General features: G+C 58.8%; 10 protein-coding genes. 3 read left to right on the plus strand and 7 right to left on the minus strand.

Annotated elements, in window-relative coordinates:
• Window positions 1-8: 8 nt before the first annotated feature.
• The 3 genes from B5D61_RS20420 to B5D61_RS20430 are packed head-to-tail and all read right to left on the minus strand — an operon-like array spanning window position 9 to window position 3,087.
• Window positions 9-716: a MotA/TolQ/ExbB proton channel family protein gene (locus tag B5D61_RS20420; protein WP_078815293.1), complete on the minus strand. Its 708-nt coding sequence runs from the start codon at window positions 714-716 to the stop codon at window positions 9-11.
• Window positions 717-762: 46 nt separating this feature from the next.
• Entirely contained in the window at window positions 763-2,262 is a 1,500-nt protein-coding gene (locus tag B5D61_RS20425; RefSeq protein WP_078815294.1) for a MotA/TolQ/ExbB proton channel family protein, read from the minus strand.
• 27 nt (window positions 2,263-2,289) lie between these two features.
• Window positions 2,290-3,087, minus strand: a complete 798-nt coding sequence (locus B5D61_RS20430) for a DUF3450 family protein (protein ID WP_078815295.1) — start codon at window positions 3,085-3,087, stop codon at window positions 2,290-2,292.
• 304 nt (window positions 3,088-3,391) lie between these two features.
• Between B5D61_RS20430 and B5D61_RS20435 the strand changes: the two genes are divergently transcribed.
• From B5D61_RS20435 to B5D61_RS20445, 3 genes are all read left to right on the plus strand, one after another.
• A complete protein-coding gene (locus B5D61_RS20435; RefSeq protein WP_078815296.1) occupies window positions 3,392-5,938 on the plus strand; it encodes a circularly permuted type 2 ATP-grasp protein in 2,547 nt (848 codons plus the stop codon).
• Window positions 5,939-6,030: 92 nt separating this feature from the next.
• A complete protein-coding gene (locus tag B5D61_RS20440; RefSeq protein WP_078815297.1) occupies window positions 6,031-6,912 on the plus strand; it encodes a transglutaminase family protein in 882 nt (293 codons plus the stop codon).
• A 31-nt stretch (window positions 6,913-6,943) separates the two neighbouring features.
• On the plus strand, window positions 6,944-7,255 hold the full coding sequence (locus tag B5D61_RS20445) for a hypothetical protein (RefSeq protein WP_078815298.1): 312 nt from the start codon (window positions 6,944-6,946) through the stop codon (window positions 7,253-7,255).
• Between the two features lie 22 nt (window positions 7,256-7,277).
• On the opposite strand, the gene B5D61_RS20450 is transcribed toward B5D61_RS20445, so the two are convergent.
• Genes B5D61_RS20450 through B5D61_RS20465 form a run of 4 tightly spaced genes read right to left on the minus strand, consistent with a single transcriptional unit; the run spans window position 7,278 to window position 13,653 of the window.
• Window positions 7,278-8,675: an efflux transporter outer membrane subunit gene (locus B5D61_RS20450; RefSeq protein ID WP_078815299.1), complete on the minus strand. Its 1,398-nt coding sequence runs from the start codon at window positions 8,673-8,675 to the stop codon at window positions 7,278-7,280.
• A gap of 8 nt (window positions 8,676-8,683) precedes the next feature.
• On the minus strand, window positions 8,684-11,809 hold the full coding sequence (locus B5D61_RS20455) for an efflux RND transporter permease subunit (RefSeq protein ID WP_078815300.1): 3,126 nt from the start codon (window positions 11,807-11,809) through the stop codon (window positions 8,684-8,686).
• Between the two features lie 34 nt (window positions 11,810-11,843).
• Window positions 11,844-12,929, minus strand: a complete 1,086-nt coding sequence (locus B5D61_RS20460) for an efflux RND transporter periplasmic adaptor subunit (RefSeq protein ID WP_176159568.1) — start codon at window positions 12,927-12,929, stop codon at window positions 11,844-11,846.
• Window positions 12,930-12,948: 19 nt separating this feature from the next.
• Window positions 12,949-13,653, minus strand: a complete 705-nt coding sequence (locus B5D61_RS20465; protein ID WP_078815302.1) for a TetR/AcrR family transcriptional regulator — start codon at window positions 13,651-13,653, stop codon at window positions 12,949-12,951.
• Window positions 13,654-13,785 lie beyond the last annotated feature (132 nt).

The raw sequence follows: 13,785 nt of genomic DNA on the forward strand, positions 1-13,785 counted from the left end.
TGGATGTCTCAGTCGTTGGCGTTGATTTCGTGTTTGGCCAGTTTCAGCACGCGCTGGCCGCAGGCGTTTTGGAGGTGTTCGATGAAGGCCTCGAACTTGCCACGTTTGCCCGTTAACAAATAATGCAAAAAGTAACCAGGGAGGGCGATCATGAGGCCGGTCTCGGTGGTGATCAAGGCCTCGGAGATACCTCCAGCGACGATGTTCATGGTGCCTTCACCGCCGCCTCCTTTCGAAAGGCCGTCAAAGGTGGTGAGCATGCCGGTCACTGTGCCTAGTAGCCCCCACAGCGGAGCTGCGGCCACGGCGACGTTGATGAACTTGAGGTCGCGATCCAGGGGCGGCAGTTCGTGCACACGCAGTTCCTCAAAGGCGGCCATCACATCGTCGTAGCTGGCATTATCCCGCAGGCGCACTTCATGGAAGTCGAGGTATCTCTGGGCGCTTTGATAAGCCGAGAGAGAGGCTGCGCTGTCGGCACCGAGTCGGGAGACCATCTTGTGGCCACCGAAGTAGCGATTCTGGCGGAAGTTCACCAGGAAGAAGGTGTAGAACATATCGCCACATTTGGCGTAGAGAACGAAGGCGGTGATGGCCAGAGGAATCATACCCCAACCACCCGCATCCCAGAGATCAAGGGCGCTCTGCACATACGTAGCCAATCCTTTGGGCAGGGTGTCCGTGAGGCTGGCCAGTAATGGGGGGAGGATAGACATGCAGGATGGGGTTCTCTCAGAGCAAGCGTGAGGAATGGCCGATCAATCAGAGCGCAGGCGCGGTGATGGGGCGCAGACCGGTGGGCTCAGGTGCGGCGGGCGCTGGCGTGGCGGCACCGGTCAGCGGACCAGGAGGATTTCCCCCGACGTCTTTCGCATTGCGATGATTCATGATGCGCACGCCGAGCTTCTCCATGTCATCCATAGCAGCCTTGGAGAGGCGCGCCAGGAAGGCAGCCATGAGCAAGCAGGGGATAGCGGTGATAAGACCCCACTCGGTGGTGATGAGCGCCTCAGAAATACCCGAGGAGAAGGTGGAAGCATCCTGGGTGCCGAAGACGGTGATGAGCTTGAAGGTATTGATCATCCCGGTCACGGTGCCGAGCAATCCGAGGAGTGGCTCCACAGCGGCGGCGATTTTGATGAAGGGGATGTAGGAGTTCAGTTTGGTGCGGGCATCCAGCACGCGCTCGAACATCGACTCTTCCATCATGGAGGCTGGATCTGTGTAGTGCTTCACCGTGGCTTCCAGCATCTTGCCGATTGGGCCACCGATTTTCTTCACCATGGTCTGTGCCTGAGGAGAGCGGCCTGCATCCAGATGAGCGAGCAGTTCTGTGACTTGCTTGTAGCTCGGCCGCTTCACGAGGCTGAGCTGGAGCCACTTGAGCACTCCTACAAGGATGGCAACGAGACCGAGACCGCCAATGGGCCACATGACGGGTCCCCCTTTGAGGAACTCTTCCAAGACGGTCATCTTGGTTTCTTCCACCTTGAAGGCGGAACCACGAGTGGAGTCGATGGGGAGCTTACCTTCACCTGCGGCGATGGTTTTGCCGATGTTCTCGGGTTGAGTTTCGGCAGGCAGAGTTAGGATGGCGGGCTCGGAGGAGTTCAGGCGCAGGTCGGCCAGACCCATGTGTTTGCCGTCTTTACCGGCAAAGAAAGCCAGAGGTCCCATGACGAGGAACTCACCTTCCGACACGACCCCGCTTTTACCCTCGACCGCGCTTCCGTCGAAGATGACACCGCCGACGGATTCCTCAATGCGATCCATGGCGAGATTGAGCACGTCCAGGCGGGCTTGAAGTTTGTCGTCGGCCTTCAGGTTGCCGTTGGCAGCAGCATTCTTCTTATCCTTAATGGTCTTGCCATAGCGCTGGGCTTCGGAAATGTGGATGCGGGTCTCGAAGTTACGGATGAATTCATCCAGGATGTTGGAGATGTAGTTCGTTTGGTCTTCCTTGGCCTTGATCTGCGCCTTAAGGTTGGTGATGTCCAGAGTGCGGCTGTCGCTAATGCGCAGAATGCGATCGTATTCCTTGCGGGCTTCGATGATCTTGTCGTCCAGCTCATTGAGCTGCTTGGTCATCGGCACCTTTTCGGTTTCGATCTGCTTGCGGGTCTCCGCCAACTCATGTGTCACGGTATCCAGGCGTTTCTGGAAATCATCCGCCACATTGGCGAGCGGGGAAGGTGCGGTCTGGGCGAAGGCGGCGGTGCAGAGGCTGCACAGGGCCAGGAGAAAAGTCACGGGGGCTTTCATCGGAAACGAAATGAGGGGAGGGAGGGTTCAGCGCACTTTCACCGGCAGAGAGACAAAGCCGGCCACCTTGTCGCCCTTGTTCATGGAGATGACTTCATCCACCAGGGCAGCTACCTTCGGGTCTTCGATGGCTTCCCAGCCTTTTTCACCCGGAATGAGCATACCACCGACATCGGCGGTTTCACCACTGCCGGCGAAGTAGGCAGCGGCGAGACCAAAGTAGATCACACGCACTTCCAACTCGCGACCGCTGGCTAGTTTGCGACGCTCGCTGACCACGGTCACGTCGCTATGGAATTTGTTTACTTCGTTGATGACGATCAGCACGTTGACGAAGCGCTCGCCGACGCTGGATTTGATCTCTTCGGGCTTCAGACCCACTTTCGGGAGTCGTTCATACTGGCCACGGATCTTTTCCTGGAGCATTTCTGGAAGCAGTGGCCAGAGCTTGTGCACGCGACCTTCCAGTTTTTGGATGGCGGAGACTTGGAGGTCTTGGGTGGTCAGAAGTTCTTTGTTCTGTGCATCCAGCTTTTCCCGCTCGGTATCGTTGGTGGTGATGGTCTTCTGCTGTTCGGCCGTTTTTTCTGTCAGCTCCTTGAGCTGGGCCTGCATCAGAGCCAGACGGCTGCCGATGATTTCTTTGCCGGTTTTCCAGTCGGACTCTTCTTTGGAAAGCAGCTTCTGAGTCTCGTAGTATTTGTTCAACAACTCCCGGGAGAGAGCGAGGTAGTCTTTCGTGGCCGTAGCGGTGGGCGTCTGCGCCGCGACGGAGCCCAGGCTACCCAGCAGGGCAAAAATGAAGACGAAGAGAGAACGATTCATGGCAAAATCTCCGCGTCAGCCAAGTGCTGAAAGGGAGGCCATGATAGGTGCCGGAGACCGCCAAAATCCAAAGATGATTACGGTGACAAAACAGTCACAAAAGGAATGCAACGGAAATGACAAGGGGGGATCGTAGGGGCACACATGCAACAGTTTTGACAAAAACCGGATTCTGCATGCTGACAGCGCCGTCGGAAAAAGTGCCTCAGTAGGTAGCGAATCTGACGAAAATTCCTGACCTCTCTTGGCATTGAATCTGTTTGCTTGAACCAGCCGTTCTGGCAAGAAGAGTATCTCACGCCGAATGCCCAACCCGCCACCCTTTACGCCAGAACCTGTGCCGCCTCGCAGCCAGCCCTCGTCGCCGCAGTCTCCACTGCCAGCAGGGTCATGCTTGGAGGGGTATCGGCCTGTGTCAGGCGTCTTTGATGAAATGGTGCTGCCCAACGGCAATCTGCGGCCGCATTGGAAAACATTTGGCAGCTTTTTAGGCCAGTGTTCCGCTGCGGATCTCAAACAGCGCGCGGAGACCATCCAGCGCCTGCTGGCGGATCACGGGGCGACCTACAACATCTATGACGATGCCCACGGCAACAGCCGTCCCTGGATGCTTGACTTGCTACCCGTCATCGTGGCTGAGCAGGAATGGCGCTTCATTCAGGAGGGCTTGGATCAGCGGGGCCGCTTGCTGAATGCGATTCTGCAAGATCTCTACGGTCCCCAGAACCTCATCCGCAATGGGTTCCTACCGCCCGGTATCGTTCAGGCAAATCCGGGCTTTTTGCACCCCGTGGTGGGAGTGAATCCCCCTGGCGGACGCTTCATTTTCTCCCTTGGCTGCGATTTGGTGCGGGATGCCTCTGGCATGTGGCGGGTGTTGGCAGACCGTGCCCAGGCCCCCAGCGGGCAGGGCTACACCCTGGAGAATCGCATTGTCATGTCCAACGTGTATGCCGAGGAATTCAACACCTCCCGTGTGCGTCGGCTGGCCAATTACTTCGAGGTGAAGCGTGAGATGCTGCGCTCTCTGGCGCCGAAACACCGTCATGGGGATGCAGGCATCCTGATGATGACGCCTGGGCCTTACAATGAAACCTACTTCGAGCATGCCTTCCAGGCTCGCTATCTGGGCTTTCCCCTGGTCGAAGGCGCAGATCTGACCGTGCGCGACCGGCACACCCAGCTCAAGACGTTGGAGGGCCTCCGCCGTGTGGAGGTGATGGTCCGGCATGTGGATGATGTGTTCTGTGACCCGCTGGAATTGAATTCTGGTTCGCTACTGGGCACGCCAGGATTGCTCGAGGCATGGCGCAGTGGCAACATCGCCTTGGCGAACGGTCTGGGCACCGGTGTGATCGAAACACCCGCCTTGCACCCCTTTATGCCGGGCCTGTGTCGCCACATCTTGGGGGAAGAGCTGAAGCTGCCCTGCGTCCCCACCTGGTGGTGTGGGCAGAAGCGCGAGCTGGACATGGTGCTCAATCAGCCTGACCGCTGGGTGGTCAAACCCGCCTTCGTGCGGGGTGCCAGGGACCCGGTTTTTATCCGCAGCCTGGAGAAAGAGCAAAAGGCCCGTCTGCTGGCAAGCATCCGTGCGGCGCCGTATGAATGGGTGGCGCAGGAGGTGCTCAGCCTCTCCACCACCCCGACCTGGACAGGGACGAAGATGGAGCCGCGCTCACTCGTCTGGCGTGCGTTTGCCATCGCTCGTGGGGATGGCTTTACCACCATGCCTGGTGGCCTGAGCCGCGTGAGCCCTGAGCCCCAGCGCTGGTTGGTGACCATGCGCAGTGGCGGGATCAGCAAGGACACCTGGGTGCTCGGAGACGGCACTGAGGACACGAACTTTGGCCACCTCAACCAACAGGCGCAGGTGATCCGCCCCGCCCGCCCACCGAGCGGGGTTCCGAGCCGGGCCGCCGATCATCTCTTCTGGCTGGGCCGCTACGCAGAGCGCCTGGAGCTGACCGTGCGCATGTGCCGTGTCATCATGCAGAGGCTGGCGGGTGAACGCGGGGCCGTGCAGAGCCTGGAGGCACAGAGCTGTGTCAATCTGATGGCAGAGATCGGGCTAGTGCCCGCAGGGGCGACGGGGCTGAGGGACCACCTTCAATCGTTGCTACAAGATGCCAAACGTGACGGCAGTGTGCCGGATTTGCTGTCTCGTCTGCGCTACAATGCCTCCGCAGCACGGGATCGCCTTTCCGATGACATGTGGCGCCTATTCAACCGCCTGGATCGGGATGCCCGGTTACCTGCCGGGTCTTTCAGCATCTCAGCCGCACAGCATGCGCTGGATACCCTGGTGTTGGACTTAGCCGCCCTCAGTGGCATGCAGCAGGAAAACATGACTCGTGGCCATGGCTGGCGCTTTTTGGAAATCGGTCGGCGTCTGGAGCGCGCCACCATCACCCTCACCCTGATGAAAGGGACGATGAAGCAAATGGAGCATGATGACAGCATCCTCAGCCCGCTGCTGGAGATCTGTGATAGCACCATGACCTATCGCCGTCTGCACTATGCACGGCCAGCCGTGGTGCCGGTGGTGGATCTGCTCATGCTCAATGACATCAACCCCCGTTCTGCGGCCCATCAGCTCATGGTACTAGGGCGGCAGACGGCTCAACTCCCGCTCGACCCCACTCAGGACACCGGCATGCTGGAGAAGCAGCAGATTGATACCCTCCTCTCCGATCTCAGTACCCTGAACCTAGCCGCCCTTTCCCGCACCCCCGAACAAGTCCCGGCAGCTATCACCGCCATTTGTGATCATCTGATCGAAGGCCTGGAAAAACTCTCCGACATCGTCACCGAGCATTATTTCAGCCATGCCATCCGTAAAGGGGAATGAGGTTTACCGTGGAGGCCATAGCTAACGGTCGTTCGGGAAACCCATCGCAAACAACAGCCAGCCGCCGCTAACAATCGCCAACTTTTTTAAACGTGCGCTACAACATCATCCATCGCACCACCTACACCTATGAAAGTGCCGTCACGGTGGGGCATTACACGGCTCGGTTGGAGCCACGGGCGCTGCCTTTTCAAGAGTGTCCCTGGCATGAGTTGGTGATTCGGCCCGAGCCGGCACAGCGTTCGGAGAGGTCGGACTACTTTGGCAACACCTCCGTGTACTTCGAGATTGAGGGCTCCCATCAAAAACTGGAGGTCATTGCCCGCAGTCTGGTGGAGGTGGGATGTGCAGAACCTTTTGATCCGGCCAAGACTCCAGCTTGGGAAACCATTCGCGATGCTTGCCGCAGTGATGTGTATAACGTGGCGACGCCTGCCGGTGAACTGACCTTCGCTTCGCCATTGATCCCCATTGGGCCTCTTTATGCAGATTACGCCCGCCCTTCGTTCCCACCCAAGCGGCCCATCTTAGAAGGCGTCTGTGATCTCAATCGCCGCATCTTCGAGGACTTTATTTTTGACCCCACCGCCACCGATGCCGCCACCCCGGTGGAGAAAGCCCTGACCCAACGCCGCGGTGTTTGCCAAGATTTTGCGCAGGTCATGATCGCCTGCTTACGATCACTGGGACTTCCCGCACGCTATGTCAGTGGTTACCTGGAGACGTTACCTCCCCCGGGACAAGTCAAGCTGGTGGGGGCAGATGCTTCCCATGCTTGGGTCTCTGTCTATTGTGGAGAGACCTGCGGCTGGATGGATGCGGATCCCACGAATAACATCCTGCCTTCCGAGCGTCACGTCACCGTGGCCTGGGGGCGGGATTTCAGCGATGTTAGCCCACTTCGAGGCGTCACCACCGGTGCTGGGGAGCAGCGCCTGCAGGTGGCTGTGGATGTGCTGCCTGATCCTGATTGAGTTTGCAGACGGGCTGAATTTTACTTTGGTAATGGAACTGCACCGGCATCCCTGCGGGTTTTATTTTTCTCAGGATTTCGCGGTTTTCCTCTCTGAAAAACAGCGGGCCGAGGCGGCTCAGCATGCAGGGGAAATCTTGGCGTTGGATTACCTGCGCTGTCGCGAGGGGGCGCAGGCAGGGCAGGCGTGGTGGCAGTTGGATTGGGTGGCACTCCACACGGTGCCCGCCGATGCGCGCTATAGCTTGGGAGATACGGAGATCGCTCTTTCGGTGAAAACCATTCACGGTCTGCGCCACCACCTAGTTCACTATGCAGACGGGCAGGTGGTGGTGAAGAAGTGATGGTTAGACCTGCTCTGTCTTGTCACCAGCCGCCGCCGAGAGCCTTGATGAGACGGACCGTGGCGAGGTGACGCTGAGCGGCAATCTGAGCGGTCTGGCGTTCGGTTTGCAGGCGGGTGCGTTCGGCATCCAAGAGCTCGAAGTAGCTCAGAGAGCCGCGTTCATAGGATTCACGGATGAGGTCGGTGGCCTTAGTGGCCGCGGTATGGGCTTCGCTGACGGCAGCGGCTTGTTCCTTCAGATAGCGTGTTTGAGCGAGGCTGGTTTCGACATCTCGAATGGCGGAAAGCACGGTTTGGCGATAGTCGGCGATGGCTTCCTCACGGAGGGCTTTCTGGCGTTTGACGTTGAATCGGATGACGCTGAGGGCCGTGATGGGCAGGCTGACGCTGGGGCCAATGCTCCAGACACGACTGTCGGCTCCGAACAAGGTGTCGATATCTTTGGTGAGGTAACCTCCCGAGGCGGTGAGTTTGACAGCGGGGAAGTAATCCGCTGTGGCGACTCCGATATCGGCGTTGCGGGCTTTAACGATGCGTTCAGCTGCGGCGACATCGGGTCGGCGCTCGATGGCGGAGGCTGGCACTCCGGCGGGGATGGTCGGTGGAGCCTTGGCGACGATGGGGCGCTCACTCAAGGTGAAGCTGCTCGCTGGCTGACCGCAGAGGAGGGCCAGGGTGTCACTGGCTTCTTGACGCTGGCGTTTCACATCGGCGAGTTCCGCCTTTGCGGTGGCCAGTTCCGTGACAGCTCGGGCGAGATCGGTTTCAGGGATGGCTCCAGCTTGAAACTTATCTTGTAGCAGATTTTTGAACTTTTCACGCAGGGAGATGGTGCGGCGAAGCGCATCGAGTTCCGCATCGGAGGAGCGTAACAAGAAGTATTGTGCGGCGACATCACCCGTGAGGGTGAGCAGGGCGTTGTAATAATTGGCGGAAGCCGAGTCGGCGGTGGCGCGCGCGCTTTCCACCTGACGTCGGACTTTGCCCCAGAAATCAATCTCGTAGCTGAGATCGATCATGGTACTGAAGCTATTGATGCGGCCACGTGGAATATCCACAGGCACAGGCGTGGGGAGATTGCCGGAGGTCTGCTCGCGGCTGGCATCGCCATTCAGGCGGATATCCGGTGACCATGGCGCGGTGCTGATGCGCGCGCCTGCACGTGCTTGATCCACTCGGGCGATCGCGGCCTGAAGGCTCGGGCTGTTATGCACCGCCAGGGTCTCCAGGCGATTCAATTCACTGTCTTTGAAGACCTGCCACCAGTCGCCACGCGGATGATCGTCGCGTGGTGCGGCCGTCTGCCAGCGCCATTGAGCGGGGGTGATGTCGGTGACATCAGGGGTTTTGTGATTGGGCCCAACGGCACAGGCGCTGAGAGCCAGTGCGGAGATGAGAAGCAAAGAACGAGAATGCATGGCGAGGGTCAAATGGGGGCTTGGAACACCTGCTGAGGCTTGGCTGCAGCTTTGGCGGCGCGCCGTTCACGCCAGCGTTGCCTGAAGTGGATGATGTCGTCGAAGATGGAGTAGATGACCGGCGTGGCCAGCAGGGTCAGCAGGAGAGATAGGCTCTGACCACCGAGAATGACCCCAGCCGTGGCATTGTTGTAAGCCGCACCCACGCCTTTCGCCAACATCATGGGCACCATGCCTGCCACGAAGGCGAGCGTGGTCATGAGAATGGGGCGGAGACGTTCTTTATTCGCTAAGAGAATGGCTTCCAGGCGGTCCATGCCCTTCTCACGAAGTTGGTTGGTGTGGTCAATCTGAAGGATGCCGTTTTTCTTCACCATCCCGAAGAGCACGAGGATGCCGAGCATGGAGAAGATGTTCACGGATTGATCGAAGAGAATCAGGGAGAGAATGGCAAACGGCAGGGTGAGCGGCAGGGCTAACAAAATGGTGAATGGGTGGACCCAGCTCTCAAACTGGGCTGCCAGGATGAGATACATGAAGATGAAAGCCATGAGGAAGGCGACCATGAAGGCCTTGCCGGCCTTGGCCATTTCCTTCGAGCGGCCCGCGCTGCCGCTGGTGTAATCTGCGGGCAGGCCGAGCCGTTGCACGGCGTTGGAGATGCCATCGAGGATTTCGGTTTCACCCACACCTGGCGCGTTGTTGGCGGTGATGGTGACCTGACGGCGTCGGTTTAGACGATTGATCTGCGAGGGGCTGTCGGTGTCGTCCAGGGTGAGGAGATTGGAGATGGCCACCGGGCCCGCTTTGAGGGAGGGCACGGTGAGCAGATTGAGGATGTCTCGTGTGTTGCGATAGGGTTCCTCAGCTTGGAGATGGATGTCGTATTGCTCACCGTTTTCATCATACGTCGAGACATCCAATCCCCCCACGAGCAGTCGTAGCGCACTGGAGATGTCCGAAATGCTGGCTCCCATCTCTCCTGCTTTGCTGCGGTCCACCGTGCCGGAGATTTCGGGCTTGCCCGGAATGAGTGAGCTGTCGAGATCGCGGATACCGGGTAGGTCTTTCACCTCTTCCATGACCTGCGTGGTGGCGCGGGTGAGCACATCCAGGTCGGGACCCGCTATGAAATATTGAACGTTAGCGCTGGACATCCCGGTATTGAAAGGCGGCACGGACAGCACCGTGATGCGCCAGTCTTTCGGGAAGTGAGGAACGATCTGCTGGCGCACCTGATCCATGATGATCTGCTGTTCTTCCCGCAGGGCCGGATCATTCAGGCGGACGAAGATGCCCGCGAGGTTGGGGGTGCGTTGGTCGTTGTCACCGATGGTCAGCAGGGTGCCTTCCACACCATTGAGTTTACGGACTTCGCGGGCAAAGCGCTCGGTCATGAGATCTGTGGCGGCGAGGCTGGTGCCTTCAGGCGTGCGGATATTGACCATGAACTCGGCCTCTTCGACCGGCGGTAAGAAGCTCTTCTTCACCGTGCGGAAGAGCATGGGCATCGCGGCGAGAATGCCAATACAACCGAGCACGATGATCCAGCGAAAGCGCATGGAGAAGCGCAGCATGGCCATGTAAACGATCTCCACCGGGCGATAGAAAATATTCACCAGATGTTCCAGCCAGCGATCAAAGCGAGTGCCGTGACCGTTTTTAAACATGCGTGCGGATAGGGAAGGCGTGAGCGTGAAGCTAACCAACAGTGAGACCGCAATGGCGAAGGCCATGGTGAGGCCGAAGCTTTTCAGGAACATGCCAACGATGCCGCTCAGGAAGGCCACGGGCACGAACACCGCGAGCAAGGAAAGGGTGGTGGCCATCACGGCGAGACCGATTTCACGAGGCCCTTCGATGGAGGCGGTGAAGGAATCTTTGCCCTTTTCCTCCATGTGGCGGAAGATGTTTTCCACGACGATGATGGCGTCATCAATCACGATCCCCACGGCCAAAGCCAGGGCGACGAGGCTGATCACATTCAAGGTCACTCCCTGCGCCCACATGACGCCGAAAGCTGCGATGATGGAGGTAGGAATCGCGAGGGCGGAGATGAGGGTGGCGCGGGAGTTACCGAGGAAAACAAGCACTACGATAGCAGCAAAGATGGCACCCAGCACCAAGTGCTCTTTCACGGCATCCACACTGGTGCGAATGACCTTGGAGGTGTCACGCACGATCTCGACGTGATAACCCTCAGGCAGCAGGTGTTTGACATCCCCGAGCTTTTCCGTCACGGCATCCACCACAGCCACGGTGTTGGTGCCGCTTTGTTTACGGATGGAGAGCACCACCGATGGGATGCCGTTGTTACGGGCGACGGTGGTCTGCTCCTCCGCACCGTCTTCTACACGAGCCACATCCTGAATGCGCACGAGGCCGCCCTCGGTTTCTCGGACGATGAGTTGACCGATTTCTGCCACACTGCGGGCTTTTCCCAACACGCGGAAGCCTGCCTCGCTGGCCGCATTCTTCACCGTGCCTGCGGGGATCTGCACGTTCTGTGCGCGAAGCGCACGTTGGATGTCGGCCGCTGTGAGATTGTAGGAACGCAGCCGCATCGGGTCTAGCCAGATGTTGATTTGGCGAAGGCGTCCGCCCAGAAGCGTGATCTGACCGACGCCGGGCACGCTTTCGAGCTGACGGCGCAGCACCTTGTCGGCATACTCCGTGATCTCGCGGGTAGGTTTGTTAGCCACGAGAGCGAGGTTGAGAATCGGAGCGGCATCGGGGTCGAGTTTTTCGATGATGGGAGCATCCACATCTTCAGGAAGCTCTGGGATGATGCGGGCTATTCGATCCCTCACCTCCTGGGCGGCTACGTCAATGTTCTTCTCAAGTACGAAGGTGATGAGCACCTGCGAAATGCCTTCGCTTGAGACCGAGCGCAGTTCATCAATACCGGCGACGGTGTTGACGGCTTCCTCGATCTTGTCGGTGATTTCAGTTTCGATCTCTTTGGGTGTGGCTCCATCTTGACGCGTCACCACACTGACGGTGGGGAAGTCAATTTTGGGGAAACGGTCCACGGGTAGTCGTGTGTAGCCGAGGATGCCCACAACGACGAAGACGAGGATGATGACGCTGGCGAAGACCGGGCGCTTAACAGAGATTGCAGCAAGCCATTGCATGGGGGGAGAAAAAATGAATGGTTGTTAGGCCAAGTTAAGCCGCTGGTTGAAAGGCGAGACCGTCGGTCGCCTCTGGAGAGGGGTTGAGAAGCACCTTCTCACCCGTAGCGACACCACGGCGGATTTCAGTGAAGCCGTCACGGCTATCGCCAATCTCGACCAGGCGCTCAGACAGGGTGTTTTCCGCGGTGATCACAAAGACCTTCCGGCGAGAGCCCTCGATGCGGAGGGTGCCATCTGGCACGGCCACGGCCTTCTCCTCACGGAGCAGGATGCGGGCATCGCAAAAGAAGCCGGGCCTCAGCTTACCCGACGCATTGTCCACCACCGCTTCCACCACCAGGTCCCGTGAGGATTCGCGCATGGCGGCGCCAAGAAATTTGAGGGTGCCTGTGAAGCGCTGATCGGGATAGGCGGCGGTGGTGAACTCCACGGTGCGGCCTGTCTCTAACACGCCAACCTGAGTTTCAGGCACATTCAGGACAAGGCGAAGTTGGGAGATATCGACCACACGTGCGACAGCCGAGTCTGGGCGCAGGTATTCCCCGGGTTCCACCATACGCTCGGAGACGACACCGCCGAAGACCGCGCGGATGGTGCAATCATCCACGGCTTTTTGAGCGAGATCTCGCCGGGCTTGGGTGGCAGCGAGATCGGCTTCACGGGCGGAGGCCTCGGTGAGCAACTTCTGATAGTCGGAGTCTGAGATGGCTTTCATCTTCGCCAGAGGCTGGTTGCGGGCCTGTTCGTTTTTGGCGAGGGTGAGTTGAGCTTTGGCCAATTCGAGCGCGGCGTTAGCCTCCGCGAGCGACAGCTTGGCTTGTCGGTCATCGAGCGTAACGAGGACGTCGCCGGCCGCGACCTGGGTGCCGCGTTCCACGGGGGTGGTCAGGACACGGCCCGTGGCATCGGCGGCGATCACAGCATCATTTTTTCCCGTCAATTGACCCGTGACGCGGAGGTAGCGGGGGAAACTGCGCTCCGATGCTTGGTCGGTGTCGCCTTGGATCGTGATGGCGGCGGTCTGGGGCGGCGCTTCGGTGGGTGCAGCAGGTGGCTTGTGACAAGCCGCGAGTGTGAGGGAGCTAACCACAAGTGTGGTGTATAAGGCCTTTTTCATGGGGGGAGTTGAGGTGTGCCTAGGGTTTGCGGGATTTTGACTTGGCGGCTGTAGGGGCGCGAGTGGACGTGGCTCTTTTGGCCAGCAGTCCATGCAGGGCCATATCGGCGATGCTATCGGCGAGACGGGCGATCTCGGTTTCGGTTTCAGGCAAGCCCATGCCCAGTCGCCCAATGATCTCGCGGCAGTGATGAAAGTGTGTGCACATGGCCATGATCTGCGTGGCGGCCATTTCTTGATGCCAGCGGTCGAAGGAGGTGTCTCTGCTGTCTCCAACCACATTGGCGACCATTTGAACCAATTGGTTGAAGAACGGCCTCATCACACCTTCCACCAGCTCGCCCAGAGCCGGAGTCGGCTGCTGCATCTCATGAGCCATCAAACGACCCAGCACGGGATGTGCAGGCTTTTTGAGGAGCACGAAGCGCAAACAAAAATGCACCCACTGTCGGAGGGCGCGTTCGGGTTCGTCGTCGAACTCGGGAAGGGGCTCTTCCGAAATCATGCGCCGGTGGGACTCGATCAGAAGCTCCCGATACAGGCCTTCTTTGCTACCGAAGTAGTAATTGATCGAGGCCACGTTGACGCCTGCCTTCCGGCTGATCTCACGCACGCTGCCATCGGCAAAACCGGTTTTAGCAAACACCTCACCTGCAGCCTTGAGGATTCGCTCCTTGCGGGCATCCGGGTCGCGTTCGCGGAGAGTGGGGGAAGTTTTAGCCACAGAAGTTAAACAAGTGTTTTAAACGCGTGTTTAATAAACCCCTTGGATGGATTGGTCAAGCGCTGGCGGCGAGAAAAGCCGGAAGGCCGTTTTTTCTGGATAGAAATGGCCAAAACACCGTTTTACGGTGCC

The organism is Prosthecobacter debontii, from assembly GCF_900167535.1.
In the GTDB taxonomy this organism is placed as follows: Bacteria; Verrucomicrobiota; Verrucomicrobiia; order Verrucomicrobiales; family Verrucomicrobiaceae; genus Prosthecobacter; species Prosthecobacter debontii.

Excerpts from the sequence above, each read along its gene's own strand:
- B5D61_RS20420 (WP_078815293.1), bottom strand. The coding sequence starts at position 716 with ATGTCTATCCTCCCCCCATTACTGGCCAGCCTCACGGACACCCTGCCC.
- B5D61_RS20425 (WP_078815294.1), bottom strand. The coding sequence starts at position 2,262 with ATGAAAGCCCCCGTGACTTTTCTCCTGGCCCTGTGCAGCCTCTGCACC.
- B5D61_RS20430 (WP_078815295.1), bottom strand. The coding sequence starts at position 3,087 with ATGAATCGTTCTCTCTTCGTCTTCATTTTTGCCCTGCTGGGTAGCCTG.
- B5D61_RS20435 (WP_078815296.1), top strand. The coding sequence starts at position 3,392 with ATGCCCAACCCGCCACCCTTTACGCCAGAACCTGTGCCGCCTCGCAGC.
- B5D61_RS20445 (WP_078815298.1), top strand. The coding sequence starts at position 6,944 with ATGGAACTGCACCGGCATCCCTGCGGGTTTTATTTTTCTCAGGATTTC.
- B5D61_RS20450 (WP_078815299.1), bottom strand. The coding sequence starts at position 8,675 with ATGCATTCTCGTTCTTTGCTTCTCATCTCCGCACTGGCTCTCAGCGCC.
- B5D61_RS20455 (WP_078815300.1), bottom strand. The coding sequence starts at position 11,809 with ATGCAATGGCTTGCTGCAATCTCTGTTAAGCGCCCGGTCTTCGCCAGC.
- B5D61_RS20460 (WP_176159568.1), bottom strand. The coding sequence starts at position 12,929 with ATGAAAAAGGCCTTATACACCACACTTGTGGTTAGCTCCCTCACACTC.